This is a genomic window from Pseudomonas sp. DE0157 (assembly GCF_007678615.1).
GTDB classification, from domain to species: Bacteria; Pseudomonadota; Gammaproteobacteria; order Pseudomonadales; family Pseudomonadaceae; genus Aquipseudomonas; species Aquipseudomonas parafulva_B.
This window is the reverse complement of record NZ_VEJN01000001.1, coordinates 378,931-403,171: the sequence shown is the minus strand read 5'-3', so window position 1 is coordinate 403,171 and position 24,241 is coordinate 378,931. Positions and strand designations below refer to the sequence as shown.

Below are 24,241 nucleotides of genomic sequence, written 5' to 3'. Positions count from 1 at the left end.
AACGGGCCCGTCTGCGTCGCGGGCCTTTTGCGCTAGTGTGCCAGCCATGGGCGCGGCTGGCTATTGGCGCACGATCAGGTAAAGGCCTGCGGCCAGCATCAACCAGGCCGGCCACGCCGTGGCGGCCGCCAGGCTACCGGCCTGCAGGGCGACACCGCCCAGGATCACACCCCCGCCCAGCAAGCCGGCACCGAGCAGGCGCAGGGCCCAATGGTCGCCATTTCGGCGCTCTGGCATCTTGGGGTCGTGCAGGTGCGGTTGCGACAGTCGTTCGAGCAAGTCCCGGGTCATGTTGGCCAGGTGCGGCAACTGCTCAGCCTGGCTGTGCAGGTTGCCCAGCAAGGCCTTGGGGCTCATGCGCTGGCGCATCCAGCGCTCAAGGTAAGGCTTGGCCGTGCTCCACAGGTCCAGTTCAGGGTACAGCTGACGCCCCAGGCCTTCGATGTTGAGCAGGGTCTTCTGCAGCAGCACCAGTTGAGGTTGCACTTCCATGTTGAAGCGGCGCGCGGTCTGGAACAGGCGCATCAGCACCTGGCCGAAGGAAATGTCCTTGAGGGGTTTTTCGAAGATCGGCTCGCACACGGTGCGGATGGCCGCTTCGAACTCATTGACCTTGGTGTTGGCCGGTACCCAGCCCGAGTCGATGTGCAGCTGGGCGACGCGGCGATAATCGCGCTTGAAGAAGGCAATCAGGTTGCGCGCGAGGTAATCCTGGTCTTCATCGGTGAGGCTGCCGACGATGCCGCAGTCGATGGCGATGTACTTGGGGCTCCACGGCTTGACCGTGCTCACGAAGATGTTGCCCGGGTGCATGTCGGCATGGAAGAAGCTGTCACGAAACACCTGCATGAAGAACACTTCGACGCCGCGTTCGGCCAGCATCTTCATGTCGGTGCGCTGATCGGCGAGGGTAGCCATGTCGGTCACCGGCACGCCGTAGATACGCTCCATCACCAGCACTTTGGGCCGGCACCAGTCCCAATAGACCTGGGGCACGTACATGAGCTCGGAATCCTCGAAATTGCGCCGCAGCTGGCTGGCGTTGGCCGCCTCGCGAAGCAGGTCGAGTTCGTCGTAAATGGTTTTCTCGTAATCGCCGACAACCTCCACCGGGTGCAGGCGACGTGCATCGGCAGAAAGGCGCTCGGCGCCCTTGGCGATCAGGAACAGCCAGGCAATGTCGGCAGCGATGATTGGCTTGAGCCCCGGCCGTACCACCTTGACCACCACTTCTTCACCGCTTTTCAGGCGCGCGGCGTGCACTTGCGCCACCGATGCGGACGCCAGGGGCTCCACGTCGAAGCGGCTGAACACCTCACCCACCTTGGCCCCAAGCTGGGCTTCGATCAGCGCCACGGCTTTTTGCGGATCGAACGGCGGCACCCGATCCTGGAGCAGCATCAGCTCGTCGGCAATGTCGGTGGGCAGCAAGTCGCGCCGGGTAGACAACAGCTGGCCGAACTTGATGAAGATAGGCCCCAGGTCCTGCAGCGCCATGCGCAACCGCGCGCCGCGGCTCAGCTCGGAGGCGCGACGCGGTAGCCAGCGCCACGGCAGCAGCAGCCGCAGGCTCATCAACCACCAGGGCAGAGGGTAGTCGAACAGCAGATCATCGAGCCGGTAGCGGATGACGACGCGCTGGATGCGGAAAAGGCGGCGGAAGGCGAGCAGCTTCATGCGTTATCGCTGGAATCAAGGGATCGGGAAAGGCGCAGGATGCGCGCCTCGAGGCGTTCTGTATCGACCTTCATGGCATCGAGTTCGCTGAAGGCGGCCTCGGCTTCGCGTTTGCCTACCAGCGTACGCGATTCTTCCGCCAGATACTCGGACAGGCTCTGGCTCAGGCGTGCCAGGCCTTGACGGGTCCACCGGGTGCGCAGGCGGATGTGCCCTGCGATCAGAGCCGTGGGCACAGGGCCCAGCCACTTCTGCAGCTCATGCTCCCAGTCCAGCTCCAGGTCCTGGAGAATGCCGAACAGATCGAGCAAGGCCGCGGTATCGCCGTGCAACGCCACATGGGGGCTGTGCAGGACTGCCGTCTTGTCTCGCGACAACGCCAGGTGCGCCAGGCTTGCCGCCGGCGCGCTCAACCGGCAGTCGACTTCGCCTTCCCAAGCACTGGCCAGCATCAGGCCCTGCTCGTCAGGCAGGATGAAGACCTGCATGGCCGGTTGGCGGCAGTCGATCTCGATGACCTTGCCTTCCAGCGCTGCTAGCCTTGGCAATGCCGTGCTGTCCATGCGCAGGACGCGGTTCAGGCCATGTTCGGCGCTGGCGAGCAGACCGGCCATGAGCATCAGGGCTTGATCCCCCGGTGCACAGCCACGATGCCGCTGGTCATGTTGTGGTAGGTCACCCGGTCGAACCCGGCCTGCACCATCATGGCCTTGAGGGTTTCCTGGTCAGGGTGCATGCGGATCGATTCGGCCAGGTAGCGGTAGCTCTCGGAATCGTTGGTGATCAGCTTGCCGGCCAGGGGCATGAAGGCGAATGAGTAGGCGTCGTAGGCCTTGGACATCAGCTTGTTGGTCGGCTTGGAGAACTCCAGCACCAGCAGGCGGCCACCCGGCTTGAGCACGCGCAGCATGGAGCGAATGGCATCTTCCTTGTGGGTGACGTTGCGCAGGCCGAAGGCGATGGTCACGCAGTCGAAATGGTTGTCCGGAAACGGCAGCTTTTCAGCGTCGGCCTGGACGAACTCGATGTTGCCGGCCACGCCACGGTCCAGTAGGCGGTCGCGGCCGACCTTGAGCATGGACTCGTTGATGTCGGCCAGCACCACGTGCCCGGTCGGGCCCACCAGGCGCGAGAACTTGGCTGCCAGGTCGCCCGTGCCGCCGGCGATGTCCAGCACACGGTTGCCGCTGCGAACGCCCGACAGCTCGATGGTGAAGCGCTTCCACAGGCGGTGCATGCCGCCGGACAGCACGTCGTTCATCAGGTCGTATTTGGCCGCCACCGAGTGGAACACTTCGGCAACCTTGCGCGCCTTCTGGCTTTCAGGCACGTCCTGGTAGCCAAAATGGGTCGTGGGTTCGGCGTGGTCGCCTTTGCGCTGGTCGTTCATATCGCTTCACCGAAATTAATTGACGCCATTCTAGGGCGAACGAGCGGATTTGTCTTGGCGGGGTGTGCCGCCAGGCGGGGGCGGGCATAATGCCGATTATGTCTACATGTTCAGGAACACCCGCATGACCCAGATCAGCGTCGAACGCAAACACACCCTCGGGCGCGACGCCGCCCGTTCCAAGGCCCAAGCGCTGGTGGACCGCCTCAGCCGCGAGTATGACCTCAAGGCCTCGTGGGATGGCGACCGCGTCGATGTGGCACGCAGCGGCGCGAACGGCAGCGTGCACATCGGCCAGGACAGCATCCGTGTCGATCTCAAGCTCGGCATGATGATGTCGATGATGAGCGGCACCATCAAGGGCGAAATCGAGCGGGCGCTGGACAAGGCACTTGCCTGAATCTGGACACCGGCCGTTCGGCCCGGTTCGGCCGGTGATCGCGAATGGGGCGTTTCAGGTTGGCTCGGCCAGAAACTTCATGATGACCGGCGCGATGGCGTGTGGCCGGGTGATCAGAAACAGATGACCATCATCGATGATGTGCAACTGCGCATTGGGGATACGCCAGGCCAGCAGACGCATGTTCACCAGCGGAATCAACGGATCGTCATCCCCGGCAAGCACCAGGGTGGGCTGGCGGAGCTTGTGCAGCCAATGGATGCTGGTCCAGCCAAGTGCCGCGAACAGTTGCCAGTAATAACCCAGCTTGCCAGCCGAGCGTGCCGTGGCCGCGTGCTTTAGCGCCAGGTGCGGATCCCGGCGAAACCCGCCGCCATACACCAGCGGCGCAATGCGCATGACATGGGAGGGGTCTACGTACCGGCGGGGGCTGGCCATGCTCCACAACACCTTGGGCTTGCCAGGTACCATGACCGCGCCTGCGGCCGTGGCAGCCAGGATGAGTTTTCGGCAGCGCTGCGGGTAGTCATGGGCGAATTGCTGAGCCAGCCCGCCTCCCCACGACACGCCGATGACGTTGACCTGGCCGTAATTTAGCGTGTCGAGCAGCCGAGCGGCGAGCCGGGCCAGTCCTGAAAACCGATAAGGCCGCTGCGGCGTGGATGAACCGCCCACACCTGGGGCGTCGAAGGCGATGACCTGCAAGTCGGGGTCCAGTGCTTCGATGAACGGAAATATCAGCTCGAAGTTGGCCCCGATGCCGTTGAAGATCAGCAAGGGCGCCAAGGTCGATTGACCTGGACGCACGACGGTACGGATGGACAGGCCATCGAGCTCGACCGTTTTGAACACGTAAGGTGACGGCATGCGCATGGCTCCTGGAGCTGGTAAACGCCTTGGCACCGCGCAGGTGGCCACGGCGCAGGGGTTCAACGCTGGTGCACGTAGCTGCCTGGCGCAGCTTCGGCTGCAGGATGGCTGCGGCACCCCAAGTGGCTCGGTGCCTCGATCAATGCCCCGGCTCGGTCGGCCAGCCAGCCCTGCCAGTGCAGCCACCATGAATCGACGTGCCTGACGGCGCCCTGTTGCCAGGCAAGCGGATCGTCATGCTGGCCATCCCCAGCCTGAAAGCGCGCCTTCGGGTTGCCGGGCGGATTGATGATGCTCTGGATGTGCCCGCTGTTGGACAGCACGAACTCGACCTTGCCCCCGAACAGTCGCGCCGAGCGATAGCAGGCCTGCCAAGGCGTAATATGGTCGGCATTGCCCGCCACACTGAAGAGATCGCACTTGACCTGCTTGAGGTCGATGGCGGTACCGCAGACAGTGAGGCCACCGGGGCGGGTGAGCGGATTGCGCCTGTACATCTCGATCAGGTCGGCATGGAATGCGGCGGGCAGGCGCGTGGTGTCGTTGTTCCAGTACAGGATGTCGAACGCCGGCGGCTCATTGCCGAGCAGGTAATTGTTGACCCAGTAGTTCCAGATCAGGTCATTGGGACGCATCCAGGCAAACAGCCGGGCTAGATCGCTGCCCTCGAGTACCCCCGCCTGCTGGGATTGACGCTTGGCCGCATCCAGCGCCTGGTCGTCGACGAACAATGCCAGCGCATTGTCGAGCGTGGCGTCCAGCACGCTGACCAGCAGGGTCAAGGCATTGACCTTGGTTTCATTACGCGCCGCAAGATGACCCAGCAACGCGGTGCAGGTAATCCCCCCTGAGCATGCACCGAGCATGTTCAGGGTCGCACTGCCGGTGATGCTCAGCACGGCGTCCACCGCCTCGCCAAGTGCCTGCACATAGGTAGACAAGTCCCAGTCACGCTGCGCCCTGGTCGGGTTGCGCCAACTGACCATGAAGGTTTGTTGCCGGGCGTCCAGACAGAAGCGCATCAGGCTTTTTTCCGGGCACAGATCAAAGATGTAGAACTTGTTGATCTGCGGTGGCACCACCAGCAGTGGCCGCTGATGCACCTGCTCGGTGACGGGGCTGTACTGGATCAATTCCAGCACCTGATTACGGTACACGACCGCGCCGCTACTGCTGCCCAGGTCCTTGCCCACTTCGAAAGCATCCATGTTCACCTGGCGGGGCATGCCGCCGTTGTGGACCACGTCCCTGGCCAGGTTCGACAGACCATCGAGCACGCTCTTGCCGCCGGTCTCGAAGAAGCGCTTGAGCGCGGCAGGATTGGACAGGTTATTGGTAGGCGCCAGCGCTTCGGTCATGAGCTGGATGACGAACTGCCCGCGGCTGATGTCCTCAGGGGGCAGGTCACTGCTGCTGATCCAGGCCTGCAGTTCATTACGCCATGCCAGGTAGCTTTGCAGGTAACGTCGGTAAAGCGGGTTCTGTGACCAGGTCGGGTCGTTGAAGCGGCGATCATCGCTGGCAGGGGCAAGGCTCGATTTGCCCAGCATCACATTTTTCAGTTCGAGCCCGAATGCAAGCGCGTGCTTGGCACTGTGCAGGGGCTGACGCACAGCCTGGCGCAGCACGGTCTGGGCCGTGCCCAACAGGTCCTTGCGTCGAACGCCGACCATCGGGTTCAGGCCCGTGGCGCGTTGCGGGCTCTGCTGCTGATCTTCATTGTTGTTGTTACTCATCCGCGACGCTCCGTTGTCTGAGACGAGTACCGGCTGGCGAGGGTGCACCGACGTGTCCCCGATACCGCTACTCGGGTAATCCGTGACCGCGTCCTGCAGTGCTACGGACGATCAGGCGCCTGCAGCGCCATGCTGGTAAATGGCCACCTCTACTGGTTACCCGAGTTTCAGGCGCGAAGCAACCTGGCGCTGTCGTAAGCTCCTTACCACTGTCAGTTGGGCCGGCATGGCGGACGAAGGCGCGTGCGAGGGGAGCGGCTAAAGCATCAGCTTGACCACGGACTCCGAAGGGTCACGGGTCTTGCCGGCCTTGTGCAGCGCCTCGAGGTATTCAGCCCACAAGGCATCCTGCCGCAGGCACAGCTGCTCCAGGTATTCCCAGGTGAACAGGCCGCTGTCATGGCCATCGTCGAAGGTAAGTTTCAGGGCGTATTGACCCGCCGGCTCCAGTCCGACGAGGCCGACGTTGACCTTGCCAAACTGCAAAATGGGGTTGCCGTGCCCCTGGACTTCGGCGGAGGGGGAGTGCACGCGCAGGAATTCGGCGGGCAGGTGGTAGACCTCATCGGGCCCATAGGTAAGGCGCAGGGTCTTGGAGGCTTTGTGCAGGTTGATGGCGGTAGGCATGCGAGCCATGGGCGTGATCTCTGTTTGAGTTACACACCGCACGCTACCCGCTGCAAGAAGCGCTCGCCAGCTTCTTGAGCAAAAAACCTGTGTCGCCAGGCTGCAAGCGCCGCACGGGCTCGCTTGCAGCCTGGCGCAGGCCCGTTACAGGATGTAGCGGGACAGGTCTTCGTTCTGGGCCAACTCGCCCAGGTGGCTGTTCACGTAAGCTGCGTCGATCTGGATCGGCGCTTCGTCATGGGCACTGGCCAGGTCGCCAGCGCTGAACGACACCTCTTCGAGCAGGCGTTCGAGCAACGTGTGCAGGCGACGGGCACCGATGTTCTCGGTTTTCTCGTTGACCTGGTAGGCGATCTCGGCCAAACGCTTGATGCCATCCTCGACGAACTCGATGTTAAGCCCTTCGGTCTTGAGCAGTGCCTGGTACTGTTCGGTCAGCGAGGCATGCGGCTCGCGCAGGATGCGCTGGAAATCTTCCGGCGTCAGGGCCTTGAGCTCCACGCGGATCGGCAGGCGACCTTGCAGTTCAGGCACCAGGTCGCTCGGCTTGCTCAAGTGGAACGCGCCGGAGGCGATGAACAGGATGTGGTCGGTCTTGACCATGCCCAGCTTGGTATTGACCGTGCAGCCTTCGATCAGCGGCAGCAGATCGCGCTGCACACCCTCACGGGAGACATCGGCACCGCCGACATTGCCGCGTTTGGTGACCTTGTCGATCTCGTCGATGAACACGATGCCGTGCTGCTCGACCGCTTCCAGCGCCTTGGCCTTGAGCTCTTCTTCATTGACCAGGCGACCGGCCTCCTCGTCGCGCACCATTTTCAGCGCTTCGCGAACCTTCAGCTTGCGCGACTTGCGCTTGCCCTTGCCCATGTTGGCGAACAGGCTCTGCAACTGATTGGTCATTTCTTCCATGCCGGGAGGCGCGGCGATTTCGACGCCCACGGCATCGGCCACCTCGATTTCGATTTCCTTGTCGTCCAGCTGGCCTTCGCGCAGGCGCTTGCGGAACAGTTGGCGGGTGTTGGAATCGGAACTGGTCTGGGCGGCTTCCTCGCTGAAGCTGCTGACCCGTGCCGGTGGCAGCAGGGCATCGAGGATGCGCTCTTCGGCGGCATCTTCGGCGCGGTGGCGCACGCGGATGATTTCCTGCTCACGCAGCATCTTCAAGGCCGCGTCGGCCAGGTCGCGGATGATGGATTCCACATCGCGGCCCACATAGCCCACTTCAGTGAACTTGGTGGCTTCGACCTTGAGGAACGGGGCATTGGCCAGCTTGGCCAGGCGCCGGGCGATCTCGGTCTTGCCCACGCCGGTGGGGCCGATCATCAGGATGTTCTTGGGCGTCACTTCGGCGCGCAGCTCGGCAGGGAGCTGCATGCGCCGCCAGCGGTTGCGCAAGGCGATGGCCACGGCGCGCTTGGCGTCGTCTTGGCCAATGATGTGGCGGTTGAGTTCGTGGACGATCTCGCGGGGGGTCATGGACATGATCAATAGGGTCCTGATACGAATGATTCAGCGTGGAAAAGCCCCGTCACCGGGACGGGGCGCCAGAGCAGCTGATCACTCGGCCAGGTCCTGCTCCTCGATGGTCAGGTTGTGGTTGGTGAACACGCAGATGTCACCGGCGATGTTCAGCGCGGTCTCGGCGATTTCGCGGGCCGAGAGGTCGGTCTTGTTCAGCAGCGCACGGGCTGCGGCCTGGGCGTAGGCGCCGCCGGAACCCATGGCGATCAGGCCGTCTTCAGGCTCGACCACGTCACCGTTGCCGGTGATGATCAGCGACGCATCCTTGTTGGCCACGGCCAGCATGGCTTCGAGGCGGCTGAGGGAACGGTCGGTACGCCATTCCTTGGCCAGTTCCACGGCCGCGCGAATCAGGTGGCCCTGGTGTTTCTCCAGTTGGCCCTCGAAGCGTTCGAACAGGGTGAAGGCATCGGCAGTGGCGCCGGCAAAGCCCGCGATGACCTGACCGTGGTACAGGCGCCGCACTTTCTTGGCGTTGCCTTTCATCACGGTGTTGCCGAGGGATACCTGGCCGTCGCCGCCCATGACGACTTTGCCATTGCGGCGGACTGAAACGATGGTGGTCAAGGGAGAGTCTCCACGCAGCGGGGCGAAAATGCCTGTTGCAAACTCATATGGGGGTGCAAGGCGGGATTTCAACCGTGGGGGATGAACGGTTCGAGGGGGCGGGGCTCGGGATCAGTGGCAGGGGGTGCCCAGGTTCTGGGGAAGCACCCCGAGGGGGAACGCAGCAGCCCAGGGATTTTGGCTCGCAGCGCGTATCGTTGGGGCCGCTGTGCGGCCCATCGCGGCACAAGACCGCTCCTACACCGGAATCAGTAAGCCTCACAAATACGCTGCAAGGCGATTGCTCCCCTCAGGTGCACCACCCTCCCTGTAGGAGCGGCCTCGTGCCGCGATGGGCCGCGCAGCGGCCCCAACGATACGCGCTGCGAAGCTGAAACCCTAAACCGCCGCGCAACCCTTTGACCGGCCCACCAGGCTCAAGCCTCGTGACAGATACGCCCATCGACCAACGTATAGCGCACGGCACCCGGCAGGCAGTGCCCGATGAACGGGCAGTTGTCGCCACGGGAGTACCAATGCTCACCGGCCACGGTCGAGGCCTGTGGATCGAACACCACCAAGTCAGCCGCAGCGCCAACCTTCAGCTGGCCAGCCGGCAGCCGCATGGCATCAGCGGGACCACAGGTCAGGCGCGCCAGCAAGGTCGGCAGGTCGAGCAAGCCATCCTGCACCAACGTCATGGCCAACGGCAGCAACACGTCCACGCTGCTGATACCCGGCTCTGTGGCGCCGAAGGGGGCCAGCTTGGCATCGCGTTCATGAGGCTGGTGATGGCTGGAGATCGCCTGGATCACGCCGGTTTTCACCGCCTCGCGCAGGCCATCGCGATCGGCAGCGCTACGCAGTGGCGGTTGCACGTGGTACAGGCTGGAAAATTCACGCAGCGATTCGTCGGTCAGGATCAACTGGTACAACGCGACATCGGCAGTGACCGGCAAACCAAGGCTTTGCGCCTGGGCGATCAGCCGCGCGCCACGGGCGCTGGTGATCTGGGTGAAGTGGGCGCGGACGCCGGTCTGCTCCACTAGCAGCAGGTTGCGCGCCAACGCCACGGTTTCAGCAGTTTCGGGAATGCCGGGCAAACCCAGGAAGCTGGCCATGGCACCTTCATGGGCAAGGCCGCCTTGGGCCAGGTCGCGGTCCTGGGAGTGGAACACCACCGTCAGGTCGAACGTGGCGGCGTATTCCAGCGCACGGGCCAAGGTGCGGTTGTTGGGGATTTCCTTCAGGCCATTGCCGAACGCGACGCAGCCGGTGTCACGCAGGCCCACCAGTTCGGCCAACTGTTCCCCCTCCAGGCCCTTGGTCAGCGCGCCGATCGGGTAAACCTTGCTGTTGCCCGCCTCGCGGGCGCGGTCCAGGATCAGCTCGGCCACCGCCGAGGTGTCCAGGGCCGGGCGGGTCTGCGGCGGGCAGCACAGGCTGGTCACGCCACCGGCCACGGCCGCGCGGGTCTCGCTGGCGATGGTGCCTTTGCGGCTATAGCCGGGCTCGCGCAGCGACACGCCCAGGTCCACCAGGCCAGGGGCGACGACCAGGCCATCGGCCTGAAGGGTGCGGTTGGCGGTAAAGCCAACGGGCGCGGCGCCCATGGCGGCAATGCGGCCGCCCTCCAGGTGCAGGTCGGTGACCTGGTCAAGGCCGCTTTGAGGGTCGATGACCCGGGCGCCAAGAATGCTGATGCTCACTGGGCGATCTCCTGGTCGAGTTGACGTTGTACGTTTTGCCCGCTCATGGCCATGGACAGCACGGCCATGCGCACGGCGATCCCGTAGGTGACCTGGTTCAGGATCACCGAATGCTTGCCATCGGCCACGGCAGATTCGATTTCCACTCCACGGTTGATCGGACCGGGGTGCATGACGATGGCGTCCGGCTTGGCCCCTGCCAGGCGGGCAGTGGTCAGGCCGAACAGGCGGTAGAACTCGCCTTCGCTGGGCAGCAGGCCACCGGCCATGCGCTCACGCTGCAGGCGCAGCATGATCACCACGTCGACGTCCTTGAGGCCTTCGGCCAGGTCGGTGTACACCTTCACGCCATACTGCTCGATGCCGATCGGGATCAGGGTTTTCGGGCCGATCACGCGAATGTCCGGGCAGCCCAGCGCCTTGAGCGCGAGCATGTCCGAACGCGCCACGCGCGAATGAAGGATATCGCCGACGATGGCAACCGAGAGGTTCTCGAAGCCGCCCTTGTGCCGGCGAATGGTGAGCATGTCGAGCATGCCCTGGGTCGGGTGCGCATGGCGGCCGTCACCGCCGTTGATCACGGCCACCTCCGGGCACACGTGCTCGGCAATGAAGTGCGCCGCGCCTGAATCCGAGTGGCGCACCACGAACATATCGGCGGCCATGGCTTCAAGGTTGCGCAGGGTATCGAACAGCGTCTCGCCTTTGCTGGTCGAGGAGGTCGACACATTCAGGCTGATCACGTCGGCGGACAGGCGCTGGGCGGCCAGCTCGAACGTGGTCCGGGTGCGGGTGGAGTTCTCGAAGAAGACGTTGCACACCGTCTTGCCACGCAGCAGCGGCACTTTCTTCACGGCGCGGGCGCCGACTTCCAGGAAGGAATCGGCAGTGTCGAGGATTTCGGTCAGCAGTTCGCGGGGCAAACCGTCAAGCGAAAGGAAATGGCGCAGCTGGCCCTGATCATTGAGCTGCAGCGGGCGCTTGGCGTCGATTGGCGTCATCGCGGGGGACTCTTAAAGGGCGGTAGCGGGGGCGAGGTCCTGGCGCTCGAGGGCGAGCGGTGCGGGTCCGGTCAATTTTACCCGTTCATGGGCCGCCAGTGACAAGGTGGCGCCGAGCACATTCGGGCGGATGGGCAGCTCGCCTGCATCCAGGTCCAGCAGGCAGACCAGGGTGACGCTGGCCGGACGGCCGTAGTCGAACAGTTCGTTGAGGGCGGCGCGAATGGTGCGACCGCTCATCAGCACGTCGTCCACCAGCACCAGGTGCTGGCCTTCGATCTCAAATGGCAGCTCCGAGGGGCGCACCTGCGGGTGCAGGCCATTCTGGCTGAAGTCGTCTCGATAGAACGACACGTCAAGCGTACCCATGGCACTGGTGTCGTCCATGGCCTGTTGCAATGCCTGGGCCACCCACACGCCTCCGGTGCGAATGCCGATGTAGCGTGGCTCGACGATGGCACGGCGGGCCAGATGGGCGCGAAGGTCGACAGCCATCTGCCGGATCAGCGCGGCAGGATCAGGTAGGCTCATTGCAGGTTCCTCGGAAGGGTGCGCCGGATGCATCCGGTCGCGAAGATGATCAGGTATTGGCCTCCAGCCAGCCTTGCAGCAGCAGGGCGGCGGCGATGGCGTCGACCGGGTTGTCCCGGTACGTGCCGCGCTGGCCGCCACGGGCCATGCGCTCGCCCTTGGCCTCGAACGTGGTCAGGCGTTCGTCATGGGTATGCACCGGCAGGTTGAAGCGCCCATTGAGGCGGCGGGCGAATTTTTCGGCCCGGGCGCTCATTTCGCTGGGGGTGCCGTCCATGTTCAGCGGCAGGCCGACGACGATGGCGTCAGGCTTCCATTCAGCGATCAGGCGCTCGATCTGGGCCCAGTCCGGCACGCCATTCTGGGCGCGCAACGTACAGAGTTCACGGGCCTGGCCGGTGACCGCCTGGCCGACGGCCACGCCGATCTGCTTGGTGCCATAGTCGAAACCCAGCAGCAGCCGGGGTGCGGCAAGCGCGTCGGCCATCAGGCGTGGCCCGCCTGGCTGGTCAGCAGATGCAGGTTGATGCCAAGGCTCGCGGCCGCCGCTTCCAGGCGCAGCTCGCTGGTCATGGCAAACAGGATATCCGGGTCGAACGCACAGTTGAGCCAGGCGTTATCGGCCAGTTCGGCCTCGAGCTGGCCCGCTTCCCAGCCGGCATAACCCAAGGTGATCAGGCTCTTTTCCGGGCCCACGCCCTCGGCGATGGCGAACAGCACGTCCTGGGACGTGGAAAGCGAGAGGCCCTGCAGTTCCACCGTGGCCTGGTAGCTGCACTCGCTGGTATGCAGCACGAAGCCGCGGTCGGTCTGCACCGGGCCGCCTTGGTAGATAGGCACCTGCAGCGTGCTGGCCGGCGGGGTTTCGTCCGGGCGCAGTTGCTCGAGGATGTCGGCCAGGTTCAGTTCCTGCGGCTTGTTCACCACAAGCCCCATCGCGCCATGAGCATTGTGCTCGACGATGTACGTGAGGGTCTGGGCGAAGTTCGGGTCGGCCATGTGCGGCATGGCGATCAGGAACTGGTGCTTGAGGTAGCTCGGCGTGAGGTTCTTCATGGGGGATAGTGTGGCGCCACCCGGCCACCGCTGCAAGCGTGCCGGCTCAGTTGCTGGACAACCGATCACCCCTGGCGAAGCGCCAGGTACGGATGATTTCCAGCCGGTCGTACTCGGCCAGATCACCGGTGAACGGCGCGAACGGTGCGGCCAGGCGCACGATGCGCTGGGCAGCCTGGTCCAGCACGGGCTGGCCGGACGATTCAAGCACCAGCACTTCGTAGAGTGACCCGTCGCGGTTGATCGAGACCATCATGCGCAGGTTGCCGTAGATCTGCTGCCGGCGTGCCTCGTCCGGATAATTCAGGTTACCCACGCGTTCGACTTTCTTGCGCCATTCCTCTTTGTACCAGGCGCCCTTGTCGCGCATGGTCGAGGCCGCATTCAGGCGATGGATACGCGGGCGCTTGGCATATTGCTGCTGCTCATTGGCAAGCTCTGCCTCAAGGCTGGCGATCTGGCTGGACAGCTGCGAGCTGTCGAACTCGCGCACGGGCGTGCTCGGCTTGGGCTGGGGCTTGCTTTCCCGTGGCTTGGGCTCGACCTTCTGCGCCTTCGGAGCCTTGGTCGCGACCGCCGACTTCTGCGGGGGCGGCGGTACCTCGGGCCTGGCGGCAGGTGGCGGGGTGATCTTGTTGATCTTGGTGTCCTGGAAAGGCGCAAGCTCGGTGGTCTTGGGCACGGCCTTCTTGTCCAGGGTGCCGCTGCCTTGCTGGTTGTCTTGCGCCTGGAAGTCGGCCTTTTCCGGCGGCTTTTCGCTTTTGAACGTGGCCAGGGTGATGTCCATGGTGCGGCTGATCTGCGCCGGCTTGACCACGGTAAAGCCCACCCCGAGGATCAACGCCAGGTGCACCAGCGCCGCCAGAAACAGCGTGAAGCCCAGCCTGTCCACCGGGCGAACGCGGGGCGGCAACAGGTCGGCGGGGATGTCAGCGGGCAGCGTCATCAGGTATCCAGGGGCATCGTCGAGCTACAAACGGCACGCAACAGGCAGCAGAGGCACGGGGCGGGCGTACCGGTCTTGCAGCCTGTCGTTTGCGGGTGAGCATGATACCCCACGCCAGTCCGTTACCGAATGTCCGTGGTCAACGCGTCTTGAGCTGGCGATCAATGGCATCCATCAGCTGGCCGCCGATGTCGGTGCCGTAGGCGGCGTCGATTTCGCGGATGCAGGTGGGGCTGGTCACGTTGATTTCGGTGAGGTAGTCGCCAATCACGTCCAGACCGACGAACAGCAGGCCCTTCTGGCGCAATGTCGGGCCTACCTGCGCCGCGATCCAGCGGTCGCGCTCGCTCAGGGGGCGTGCTTCGCCACGACCGCCGGCTGCCAGGTTGCCACGGGTTTCGCCGCTGGCCGGAATACGGGCCAGGCAGTAGTCGATCGGCTCGCCGTCGATCATCAGGATACGCTTGTCGCCGTCCTTGATCGCCGGCAGGTAGGCCTGGGCCATGATCTGCTGAGTACCCAGCAGGGTCAGGGTTTCGAGGATCACCGACAGGTTCGGGTCGCCCGCCCGGTGACGGAAGATCGACGTGCCGCCCATGCCATCCAGGGGCTTGAGGATCACATCGCCATGCTCGGCGGCAAACGCGCGGATGATGTCCGGGCGACGGCTGACCAGGGTGGGTGGCGTACATTGCGGGAACAGCGTGGCGAACAGCTTTTCGTTGCAGTCACGCAGGCTCTGAGGGCGGTTGACCACCAGCACGCCTTCGCTTTCGGCTTGTTCGAGCAGGTAGGTGCTGTAGACGAATTCCAGGTCGAAGGGTGGGTCCTTGCGCATCAGGATCACGTCCAGTTCGGCCAGGGCGCTGTCCTGCTCCTCGCCCAGCTCGTACCAGCGGGCCGGGTCTGCGTGCACCGTCAACGGGCGCATGCGCGCACGTGCCTTGCCTTGACCTTGATACAGGTCGCGCTGCTCCATGTAGAACAGGCTCCAGCCGCGTGCCTGGGCAGCCAGCAACATGGCCAGCGAACTGTCCTTCTTGTAGGAGATGGACGCGATAGGGTCCATGACAATGCCGAGGCGAACGCTCATGGGGTGGTTCCTCCTGGCGGCGTAGCCGCGATGGATCGAAAGAAAAGTGGCTCAGGGTGGCGCCGCCAACGCCGCCGGTCAAGGGGCGCGGCAGATGGAATGGCTACCCGGACTGTGCTAAAAATGCAGCTTCAAGCCTTCGGCTACACGCCTCAAGCGAAAAGCGGCCACGGGCCCATTGGGCTTTCCTGTAGCGTGGCGCTTGCAACGTGCAGCTCAATTCCCCGGGTAGGCGTTTATGGAACAACCCCTGAAAGTGATGGTGATCGACGATTCACGCACCATTCGCCGCACGGCGCAGATGCTGCTCGGTGAGGTGGGCTGCGAGGTCATCACTGCCAGCGATGGCTTCGATGCCCTGGCCAAGATTGTCGATCACAACCCGGCCGTGATCTTCGTCGATGTCTTGATGCCGCGTCTGGACGGCTATCAGACGTGCGCGGTGATCAAGCAGAACAGCACCTTCAAGGACGTCCCGGTGATTCTGTTGTCGTCGCGCGACGGTCTGTTCGACAAGGCCCGTGGGCGTGTGGTCGGTTCTGATCAGTTTCTGACCAAACCGTTTACCAAGGAAGAACTGATCGAGGCGATACAGGCCCATGTACCTGGGTTTGCCACCGCTCAACAAACAGCACCCTGACCGCGCCCTGCCATGGCACGGTCTTTCGAATCCTGATGGGGAACCCGTATGGCCCGCGTTCTGATTGTCGACGACTCGCCGACAGAGATGTATCGATTGACCCAATGGCTGGAAAACCACGGGCACGAGGTACTCAAGGCCAACAACGGCGCCGATGGCGTGGCCCTTGCCCGGCAGGAGAAGCCCGATGCAGTGCTCATGGATATCGTGATGCCAGGCATGAACGGCTTCCAGGCCACTCGCCAGCTCAGCAAGGACCCGGAGACCAAGGGCATTCCGGTCATCGTGGTGACCACCAAGGATCAGGAAACCGACCGCATCTGGGCGACGCGCCAGGGCGCACGTGACTTCCTGACCAAACCTGTGGAAGAAGACGCACTGGTGCACAAGCTCCAAGAGGTGCTGGGGGCTTGACCACACGCCCGCAGGGAGCGTCGCTGACCGCCTTCGAACTGTTGCTGGATATCGATCGGCGCTGCCGCCTGCTGGTAGCCGACCAACCGGCTTCGGGTGACAGGTTGCGGCAGTGGAGCGGCATCGGTTTTCGTGTAGCCGGGCAATGGTTCGTCGCCCCCATGGGCGAGGTGGCCGAAGTGCTGCGTGAGCCCCGCAGTAGTCGAGTACCTGGGGTGCAACCCTGGGTATGCGGGGTGGCCAATCTGCGTGGCCGGTTGCTGCCCGTGATGGACCTGGGCCGTTTCCTCGGCCTGGGCAGTGCTGTGCCCGGCAAGCAACGGCGCGTCCTGGTGCTTGATCACGAGGCGCTTTTCGTTGGCCTGCTGGTGGACGAAGTGGTAGGCCTGCAGCACTTTGCAATCGACAGCCTGCAACCCGCGCTGCCGGTGACCGATGCTGCCGGGCCCTTCGTTCAGGGGCGCTTTGAACGCGACCACGACTACTGGGCGATTTTCAGCCCCTTTGCCCTGGCCCAGGCACCGGGCTTTCTCGATGTGGCGTTATAGGACCTTGCAAACGTGAACCAGCCTGCTCCCCCCGTCACCGCCACTACCGTGAGCCCCCGCACCCGCAGCATTGCGCAGATCACCGTGCTGTTCCTGATCCTGATCCTCTCGATCATTCTGCTGTTCGCCAATTTCGCCTACCTCAACACCCAGTCCAACTACGACAAGCAATACATCGGCCATGCCGGCGAGCTGCGCGTGTTGTCCCAGCGCATCGCCAAGAACGCCACTGAAGCGGCTGCCGGCAAGGGCGTAGCCTTCAGGCTGCTGTCCGATGCACGCAACGACTTCGAGCGTCGCTGGGGCTACCTGCGCGAAGGCGACAAGGCCACAGGGCTGCCCGCGGCGCCAGCCTCGGTACGCGAAGAGATGGAAGCGGTGCGCGATGACTGGGAGAGCCTGCGCAAGAGCACCGACACCATCCTGGCCAGCGAACAGACCGTGCTGTCCTTGCACCAGGTGGCGGCCACCCTGGCCGAAACCGTCCCGCAGTTGCAGGTCGAATACGAAAAGGTGGTCGAAATCCTGCTGCAAAGTGGCGCCCCGGCCAGCCAGGTTGCCGTGGCACAGCGCCAGCTGCTGCTGGCCGAACGTATCCTGGGGTCGGTCAACACCGTACTGGCCGGAGATGCGGCGGCGGCGCAGGCCGCCGATGCCTTCGGCCGCGATGCTGGCCGCTTCGGCCAGGTGCTCGAGGGCATGCTCAAGGGCGATGCTGCCATTGGCGTGACCCGTGTCGAAGACGCCGATGCCAGGGCGCGGCTGGCGGAAATCGCCGAGCTGTTCCAGTTCGTGGCCGGCTCGGTCGATGAAATTCTCGAGACCTCGCCGGAGCTGTTCCGGGTGCGGGAGGCGGCCGGCAGCATTTTCAGCCTGTCGCAGACCTTGCTCGAGGAAGCCTCGCACCTGGCCAACGGCTTCGAGAACCTGGCCAGCGGGCGCACGCTCGATACCGTTGGGGGGTATGCACTGGGCTTGTTGGCACTGGCCTCGATCATCCTCATCGGCCTGGTCATGGTGCGCACCACCAACCGTCAATTGCGTGAGACCGCCGAAAAGAACGAACGCAACCAGCAGGCGATCATGCGCCTGCTCGATGAAATCGAAGAGTTGGCAGATGGCGACCTGACGGTGACCGTCTCGGTGACCGAAGACTTCACCGGTGCCATCGCCGACTCCATCAACTACTCCGTCGACCAATTGCGCGACCTGGTCGCCACCATCAACCACAGCGCAGTACAGGTCGCCTCGGCGGTGCAGGACACGCAGAATACGGCCCGCCAGTTGGCCAAGGCGTCCGAGCAGCAGGCCGAACAGATCAGCGAAGCCTCCGAGGCAGTCGGGGACATGGTCGAGTCGATCGACCGTGTTTCGGCCCATGCCTACGAATCGGCCAAGGTCGCCGAGCGGTCCGTGGCCATTGCCAACAAGGGCAATGAGGTGGTGCACAACACCATCGACGGCATGAACAACATTCGCGAGCAGATCCAGGACACCGCCAAGCGCATCAAGCGCCTGGGCGAATCGTCCCAGGAAATCGGCGATATCGTCAGCCTGATCGACGACATCGCCGACCAGACCAACATCCTGGCCTTGAACGCCGCTATCCAGGCCTCCCTGGCGGGTGAGGCAGGGCGCGGGTTCGCCGTGGTCGCGGACGAGGTCCAGCGCCTGGCCGAGCGCTCGTCCTCCGCTACACGGCAGATCGAAGCCCTTGTGCGGACCATTCAGGCCGACACCAACGAAGCGGTCATCTCCATGGAACAGACCACGGCCGAAGTCGTGCGAGGCGCCAGGCTGGCCCAGGACGCCGGCGTGGCGCTGGCCGAGATCGAAGGCGTTTCGCAGAACCTTGCCGACCTTATCCACAGCATTTCCGACGCGGCCCAGCTGCAAACCTCCTCGGCGGGGCAGATCTCACACACCATGGCCGTCATCCAGCAGATCACCGCCCAGACGTCCGCAGGTTCCGGCGCCACCGCCGACAGTATTCGTCACCTGGCGCGCATGGCCAGCGAGATGCGTCGCTCTGTTTCCGGATTCACCCTGCCGGCACCTGCCGAGCCCCATTGAGAAATGCCCATGTCCACGCCCATGCCCGGCTCCATTGCTGGCCCTGCCCGCCACGATACCGTGGGCTTGGCCTGGACCAAGGCTGCCCTGCTCGATTGCCTGGGGCAGGGGCGCCAGGCGCTGGAACGCTTTGCCGGCGAGCCTGAAGACCTGTCGCTACTCACCTTCGTGGCGGACAACCTGCACCAGGTACACGGTTGCCTGGTGATGCTGGAGTTGCCTGGGGCCACGCGCCTTGCCCAGGAGCTGGAAATGCTTGTGACCGACCTGGCCAGCGGTAAGGTCACCCCGCGAGGCGACTGCTTAGGCGCGCTGTTCAGGGGCCTGGAGCTGTTGCCTTCGTACCTTGAACGTCTGCGCGGCGCTCGCCATGACCTGCCACTGGTGATGTTGCCGCTCCTCAACCAGCTGCGTGCTTGCCGAGGCGCGGAACCGGTGGTTCATGGCCGCCTGCTCGGCAGTGCAGGCCAGCGTCTGGCAGGTGCCGAGGACCTGGCGAACCTTGACGTGTCGCTGGGCAACTGGCGCGAGCAGTTGCAGGCCGGGGAGGGCCGCGATGCGCTAAGGTCGGTGGTGGCGGCATTGTGTGACGACCTCATGCGCATCAAGGACCGCCTGGACCAGTTCGTGCGCAGCGACCGGCAGCACAATGAACAACTGGAGGTGTTGCTCGCTCCTCTGCGCCACGTGGCCGACACCCTGGCTGTGCTGGGTTTCCAGCAGCCGCGTCGGGTCATCATCGATCAAGTGATGACGCTGCAAGGGCTGGCCCAGGGCGATCGGGCCGTGGATGACGCGGTGTTGATGGATGTGGCGGGGGCATTGCTGTATGTGGAGGCCACGCTCAACGGCATGGTCGGGCCGCTCGAAGAAGGGGGAGAGGCAGGCCTGCCGGGCGCCGATGTCGCCGAGATTCGCCTGGTCGTGCTGCGAGAGTCGCTGAACGTGTTGCAGCAAGCCAAGGACCTGTTGGGCGATTGCCTGGAGTCGGGTTGGCCCCGTCAACACCTGCAGGCCTTGCCAGGTTTGCTCCAGCAGGTGCGCGGCGCCCTTGCCATACTGATGCTGCCGGCAGCTGCCGAGGTGTTCGCGCGCTGCACGGCGTTTGTCCAGGGCTGGGTACAACAGGCGCAGGCCGACCCCTCCTCCGAGGAGCTGACGCTGCTGGCCGAAGCCTTGAGCGCTGGCGAATGCTACCTGCAATGGCGCGTGGCCGACCCGCTGGCCGACGCCCAGCGCTTCATCGTCATGGCCCGCGAGCGCCTGGGGGCGTTGGGCGTCCACTGTTCCACCGCACAAGAGCATGCCGACCTGGAGGACGGGGACGGCCTTCAGGACGAGTTGCGTGGCGTATTCATCGAAGAAGCCCAAACACTGCTTCAGGACATTGAGCGGCACTGGCTGAACTGGCGTGCCGACCACCAGCAGCAGGACGCGCTGATCGACGTGCACCGGGCGTTGCATACGCTCAAGGGCGCAGCCCGCCTGGTGCATGCCCAGGCGTTGGCAGAGCTGGCTTGGGCCGCCGAGCACCTGCTCAACCGCGTGCTTGCCGGCCGCAACGTGCTTGGCGCAGACGGGCAGATAGCGCTTGAGCAAGCGTTCGCGCAACTGCCCGAGGTGCTCGCCGACTTCGCCGCAGGGCACCTGCCGCACGTGAGCGCAGTACAGCAATTGGTGGGCCGCCTGCATGCCCTTGCCGAGCGCGATTTGCCAGCCGCGGCCAACGCGCAGGGGCTCGACCCGCAGTTGCTGGACATCTTCCGTTCCGAGGCGCAAGGCCACCTGGCCAGCCTCGATACATTCCTGGCACATGCCCAGCACGGCGTCCCTGTGGACGACGCCCTGCAGCGGGCCTTGCACACCCTCAAGGGCAGTGCGGCCATGGCCGGGGTCTTGCCCATGGCCGAACTTGCCACCGTATTCGATCGGCTGGTGCGTGAGTACAAGGCGCACGACCTGCTGCTCGACGAAACAGAGCTGCGCTGGCTCACGTCCGCCGCCTCCATGTTCGGGCAGGGCCTGGCGCAGTTATCCACCAGCCCGCTCGACCCCCTGCCCGGCGCGGCCCAGTTGATCGAGCAGGTTGAGTTGGCCCTGGATGCGCGTATTGCCGCCCTGGGTGGCGATGCGCATGCCTCGACCGGCAACGCCCGCGACCCGCAACAGGTCGCAACGTTCCTGTCACAGGCCATGGACCGTCTGCTGGATGCCGAGACGTTGCTGGCCGACTGGCAGCGGCACCCGGCCCAACGGGGGGCCTTGGACACGCTGCTCGATGACATGACCGAACTTGCCCATGCCGCCCATTCAGCCGATCTGTGGCAGGTCGATGAGGTGTGCGAAGCGTTGCTGGACCTGTACGGTGCCGTGGAGGAGGGCAGTCTGCCTGCCGATGGGCAGTTCTTCACCCACGCCCAGCACGCCCACGAAGCGCTGCTGGACATGCTCGACGAGCTGGCTGCTGGCCAGGACGTAGCCCCGCGTACGGCGCTGGTGACCCGTCTGCGCGATCTGCAGGGGCAAGGGTTGGCTCCGGATGCCACCGGGCGCGTGGGCCTCGACAGTGTCACACCGCTGCACCCGGACATGGACGTGCAGCTGATCGATACACCGACCCCTGACGTAGCCCTCGACCCGGCGCCAGTACAGCCGTCCCAGGCTCCGGAAAGCGCTGGGGAAGAGCTGATGGAGGTCTTTCTCGAAGAAAGCTCGGACATCGTCGAGAGCGCTGCGGCGGCCCTGGCGCGGTGGCAGGCCGACCCACGCAGCACGGTGGAGGTGGACAACCTGATGCGCGACCTGCACACCCTCAAAGGGGTGGCACGCATGGTCGAAATCGGCCCCATCGGTGACCTAGCCCATGAGCTGGAATTTTTGTACGAGTTGCTCGCGGCAGGGCGCCTGCCACCGAGCGGGGCCTTGTTCTCGCTGTTGCAGAACTGCCACGACCGCCTGGCGCACATGCTCGATGCCGTGCGCCTGGGGCAACCGCTGCACGCTGCCACGGCGCTGATCGATTACATCCGCAACTTCAGCAGCGCCGGGCTGACCGACAGCGCGGCCGGCACCAGCCCGGTCGAAACTGCCGCCAGCGAAGGTCCAGCAGTAACCCCTGAGCGCGTACCGGGGGATATGGTCAAGGTCGATGCCGAATTGCTGGACGACCTGGGCAACCTGGCTGGTGAGCATTCGATCATCCGTGGACGCATTGAGCAGCAGGTCAACGACGCCCAGTTCACGCTCAACGAAATGGAAACCACGCTCGAGCGCATGCGTGACCAGCTGCTACGCCTGGATATCGAAACCCAGGGCCGGATCTCCAGCCGCCAGCAGCTCGAAGGCGATGTCTATGAAGATTTCGACCCACTGGAAATGGACCGCCACTCGCAGTTGCAGCAGTTGTCGCGGGCCCTGTTCGAGTCGGCTTCGGACCTGCTGGACCTGAAGGAGACCATGGCCCAGCGCGCCCAGGAAGCCTACGGCCTGCTCCAGCAGCAGGCGCGGGTCAACAGCCAACTGCAGGAAGGCCTGACGGCAACGTTGATGGTGCCCTTCGAACGCCTGGTGCCGCGCTTGCAGCGCGTGGTGCGGCAGGTGGCGAGCGAGCTGGGCAAGCAGGTTGAGCTGGTGGTGGGCAACGCCGAGGGCGAGCTCGACCGCAGTGTGCTCGAACGCATGGTGGCGCCCCTTGAACACATGTTGCGCAATGCCGTCGACCATGGCCTGGAAAGCCGCAAAGCCCGATTGGCCGCAGGCAAGCCCGAGCAGGGCACGATCCACCTGAACCTGCTGCACGAGGGGGCGGACATCGTCATCGAGATGACCGACGACGGCGCCGGCGTGCCGCTGCACGCTGTCCGGCTCAAGGCCATCAAACGCGGCCTGCTGGACCCGCAGGCGCAGCTGAGCGACCACGAGATACTGCAGTTCATCCTCAGGCCGGGCTTTTCCACGGCCGAAAAGATCACGCAGATCTCAGGGCGGGGCCTGGGCATGGACGTCGTCCACGAAGAGGTCAAGCAGTTGGGCGGCTCGATGACCATCGAGTCGGCCCAGGGCAAGGGGGCGCGTTTCCAGATTCGCCTGCCGTTCACGGTGTCGATCAACCGCGCACTGATGGTGCACCTGGGCGATGAGCAGTACGCGATCCCGCTCAACACCATCGAAGGCATCGTGCGGGTACCGCCCGCTGAACTGGCGGCCTGCTACGAGCAGGAGCCGCCGCGCTACGCCTACGCAGGCCATCAGTACCAGCTGCGCTACCTGGGCGAGCTGGTGCAGGGCGCCCCGCGTCCCACGCTGCTGGGCCAGAGCGTGCCATTGCCCTTGCTGCTGGTGCACTCGCAGGAGCAGTCGTTCGCCATCCAGGTCGACAGCTTGTCGCCCAGCCGGGAGATCGTGGTCAAAAGCCTGGGCCCGCAGTTCGCGGCCGTTGCCGGCCTTTCGGGTGCAACGTTGCTGGGGGATGGGCGAGTGGTGCTGATTCTGGACCTTCTGGGGCAGTTGCGCGGCCAGCAACGGCGGCTTGCTCGTTTGCCTGGAGGCATGCCACGTGGGTTGCTGCCGGCAGCAACCCCGGATCGCACCTTGCTGGTGATGGTGGTGGATGACTCGGTCACGGTGCGCAAGGTCACCAGCCGGCTGTTGGAGCGCCATGGCATGAGCGTGATCACCGCCAAGGACGGAGTGGATGCCATGGCAGTGCTGGAAGGGCACCGGCCCGATGTGTTGCTGCTGGATATCGAAATGCCGCGCATGGACGGCTTCGAAGTGGCGACCCGCATTCGCCAGGACGCCCGCCTCAAGGACCTGCCCATTATCATGATCACCTCGCGTACGGGGCAGAAGCACCGCGACCGAGCCATGGCCATCGGGGTCAACGAATACCTCGGCAAGCCTTATCAGGAGTCGGTATTGCTGCACAGCATCCTCCAGTGGAGCCAGTCCCATGCTTGAACTGATAGCCGGGCAGCGCAGCAGCCTCACCGGGCTGTTGCTGCCCTTGGGCGACCGTACGTTGGTGCTGCCCAATGTGGCCGTGGCCGAACTCAGTGGGCTGCGCAATGTGGCGTGCCAGCGCGGTGACCTGCCCTGGCACCTGGGCTGGGTCGACTGGCGCCAGCAGCGCTTGCCCCTGATCGGTTTCGAAGCGGCCTGCGACAGCCATACGCCCTGTGGCGAACGGGCCCGCGTGGTAGTGCTCAACGCATTGGGCGACACGGGCTTGCGTTACCTGGCCTTGCTGCTGCAAGGCATACCGCGCTCGTGCAAGCTCGACAGCCAGCTCAACTACGTCGACGTGGCATTGGCACCCCTTGAGTTGGCCGCTGTCCAGGTAGGGGAGCAGGTGGCGCGCGTACCTGACCTGGTGGGGCTCGAGCGCCTGGTCAGGGACGCGCAACGCAGCGGCAGGCTGCAAGCGTCGGGTTAGAGCGTACGGTCGCCGTGCGTCGA

The 24,241-nt window shown here is 64.4% G+C and carries 22 protein-coding genes; 7 read left to right on the top strand and 15 right to left on the bottom strand.

Annotation, left to right across the window (positions count from 1 at the left end; genetic code table 11):
- Positions 1-60 precede the first annotated feature (60 nt).
- The 3 genes from ubiB to ubiE are packed head-to-tail and all read right to left on the bottom strand — an operon-like array spanning position 61 to position 3,067.
- Positions 61-1,677: a ubiquinone biosynthesis regulatory protein kinase UbiB gene (gene ubiB, locus FS777_RS01790; RefSeq protein ID WP_058639874.1), complete on the bottom strand. Its 1,617-nt coding sequence runs from the start codon at positions 1,675-1,677 to the stop codon at positions 61-63.
- Complete coding sequence (locus FS777_RS01785) at positions 1,674-2,297, bottom strand: SCP2 domain-containing protein (RefSeq protein ID WP_078477866.1); 624 nt, start codon at positions 2,295-2,297, stop codon at positions 1,674-1,676. The genes ubiB and FS777_RS01785 overlap by 4 nt, the downstream gene beginning before the upstream one ends.
- Positions 2,297-3,067, bottom strand: a complete 771-nt coding sequence (ubiE, locus tag FS777_RS01780; RefSeq protein ID WP_058604286.1) for a bifunctional demethylmenaquinone methyltransferase/2-methoxy-6-polyprenyl-1,4-benzoquinol methylase UbiE — start codon at positions 3,065-3,067, stop codon at positions 2,297-2,299. The genes FS777_RS01785 and ubiE overlap by 1 nt, the downstream gene beginning before the upstream one ends.
- Positions 3,068-3,191: 124 nt before the next feature.
- Between ubiE and FS777_RS01775 the strand changes: the two genes are divergently transcribed.
- Positions 3,192-3,467, top strand: a complete 276-nt coding sequence (locus FS777_RS01775) for a polyhydroxyalkanoic acid system family protein (RefSeq protein ID WP_058639876.1) — start codon at positions 3,192-3,194, stop codon at positions 3,465-3,467.
- A 54-nt stretch (positions 3,468-3,521) separates the two neighbouring features.
- Here FS777_RS01775 and phaZ read toward each other — a convergent pair whose 3' ends face one another.
- The 12 genes from phaZ to gshB form a co-directional block, all read right to left on the bottom strand.
- Positions 3,522-4,334: a poly(3-hydroxyalkanoate) depolymerase gene (gene phaZ, locus FS777_RS01770; RefSeq protein WP_058604287.1), complete on the bottom strand. Its 813-nt coding sequence runs from the start codon at positions 4,332-4,334 to the stop codon at positions 3,522-3,524.
- 62 nt (positions 4,335-4,396) lie between these two features.
- A complete protein-coding gene (gene phaC, locus FS777_RS01765; RefSeq protein WP_145253737.1) occupies positions 4,397-6,073 on the bottom strand; it encodes a class II poly(R)-hydroxyalkanoic acid synthase in 1,677 nt (558 codons plus the stop codon).
- 258 nt (positions 6,074-6,331) lie between these two features.
- Entirely contained in the window at positions 6,332-6,709 is a 378-nt protein-coding gene (locus FS777_RS01760) for a gamma-butyrobetaine hydroxylase-like domain-containing protein (protein WP_058639878.1), read from the bottom strand.
- Between the two features lie 135 nt (positions 6,710-6,844).
- Positions 6,845-8,188, bottom strand: a complete 1,344-nt coding sequence (gene hslU, locus FS777_RS01755) for an ATP-dependent protease ATPase subunit HslU (RefSeq protein WP_145253734.1) — start codon at positions 8,186-8,188, stop codon at positions 6,845-6,847.
- Between the two features lie 75 nt (positions 8,189-8,263).
- Positions 8,264-8,794, bottom strand: coding sequence for an ATP-dependent protease subunit HslV (hslV, locus tag FS777_RS01750; RefSeq protein ID WP_023533032.1), 531 nt, complete (start codon positions 8,792-8,794; stop codon positions 8,264-8,266).
- A gap of 416 nt (positions 8,795-9,210) precedes the next feature.
- Entirely contained in the window at positions 9,211-10,482 is a 1,272-nt protein-coding gene (locus FS777_RS01745; RefSeq protein ID WP_058638867.1) for a dihydroorotase, read from the bottom strand.
- A complete protein-coding gene (locus tag FS777_RS01740; RefSeq protein WP_058604064.1) occupies positions 10,479-11,483 on the bottom strand; it encodes an aspartate carbamoyltransferase catalytic subunit in 1,005 nt (334 codons plus the stop codon). Before FS777_RS01740 ends, FS777_RS01745 begins: the two co-directional genes overlap by 4 nt.
- Positions 11,484-11,495: 12 nt before the next feature.
- A complete protein-coding gene (pyrR, locus tag FS777_RS01735) occupies positions 11,496-12,014 on the bottom strand; it encodes a bifunctional pyr operon transcriptional regulator/uracil phosphoribosyltransferase PyrR (protein ID WP_078477869.1) in 519 nt (172 codons plus the stop codon).
- 49 nt (positions 12,015-12,063) lie between these two features.
- Positions 12,064-12,501 carry a Holliday junction resolvase RuvX gene (ruvX, locus tag FS777_RS01730; RefSeq protein ID WP_145253731.1) on the bottom strand — a complete coding sequence of 146 codons (438 nt, stop codon included), beginning with the start codon at positions 12,499-12,501 and terminating at the stop codon, positions 12,064-12,066.
- Positions 12,501-13,070: a YqgE/AlgH family protein gene (locus FS777_RS01725; RefSeq protein ID WP_023532990.1), complete on the bottom strand. Its 570-nt coding sequence runs from the start codon at positions 13,068-13,070 to the stop codon at positions 12,501-12,503. Before FS777_RS01725 ends, ruvX begins: the two co-directional genes overlap by 1 nt.
- A gap of 46 nt (positions 13,071-13,116) precedes the next feature.
- Positions 13,117-14,016, bottom strand: coding sequence for an energy transducer TonB (locus FS777_RS01720; protein WP_027914038.1), 900 nt, complete (start codon positions 14,014-14,016; stop codon positions 13,117-13,119).
- 139 nt (positions 14,017-14,155) lie between these two features.
- A complete protein-coding gene (gene gshB / locus FS777_RS01715; RefSeq protein ID WP_058638871.1) occupies positions 14,156-15,109 on the bottom strand; it encodes a glutathione synthase in 954 nt (317 codons plus the stop codon).
- A gap of 238 nt (positions 15,110-15,347) precedes the next feature.
- Here gshB and FS777_RS01710 point away from each other — a divergent pair, with 238 nt between their 5' ends.
- Genes FS777_RS01710 through FS777_RS01685 form a run of 6 tightly spaced genes read left to right on the top strand, consistent with a single transcriptional unit; the run spans position 15,348 to position 24,218 of the window.
- Positions 15,348-15,749 (top strand): PleD family two-component system response regulator, encoded by a 402-nt coding sequence (locus tag FS777_RS01710; RefSeq protein WP_058604060.1) that lies wholly within the window; start codon positions 15,348-15,350, stop codon positions 15,747-15,749.
- 48 nt (positions 15,750-15,797) lie between these two features.
- Positions 15,798-16,163: a twitching motility response regulator PilH gene (gene pilH, locus FS777_RS01705; RefSeq protein WP_058638872.1), complete on the top strand. Its 366-nt coding sequence runs from the start codon at positions 15,798-15,800 to the stop codon at positions 16,161-16,163.
- Positions 16,160-16,711, top strand: a complete 552-nt coding sequence (locus tag FS777_RS01700) for a chemotaxis protein CheW (protein ID WP_058638873.1) — start codon at positions 16,160-16,162, stop codon at positions 16,709-16,711. Before pilH ends, FS777_RS01700 begins: the two co-directional genes overlap by 4 nt.
- A 48-nt stretch (positions 16,712-16,759) precedes the next feature.
- The gene (locus FS777_RS01695) at positions 16,760-18,784 is read left to right on the top strand and encodes a methyl-accepting chemotaxis protein (protein WP_241493095.1); all 2,025 of its coding nucleotides are present in this window, start codon (positions 16,760-16,762) and stop codon (positions 18,782-18,784) included.
- Positions 18,785-18,793: 9 nt separating this feature from the next.
- Complete coding sequence (locus FS777_RS01690) at positions 18,794-23,743, top strand: Hpt domain-containing protein (RefSeq protein WP_256675143.1); 4,950 nt, start codon at positions 18,794-18,796, stop codon at positions 23,741-23,743.
- Positions 23,736-24,218 (top strand): chemotaxis protein CheW, encoded by a 483-nt coding sequence (locus FS777_RS01685; RefSeq protein WP_058604056.1) that lies wholly within the window; start codon positions 23,736-23,738, stop codon positions 24,216-24,218. Before FS777_RS01690 ends, FS777_RS01685 begins: the two co-directional genes overlap by 8 nt.
- The last annotated feature ends 23 nt before the right edge of the window (positions 24,219-24,241 follow it).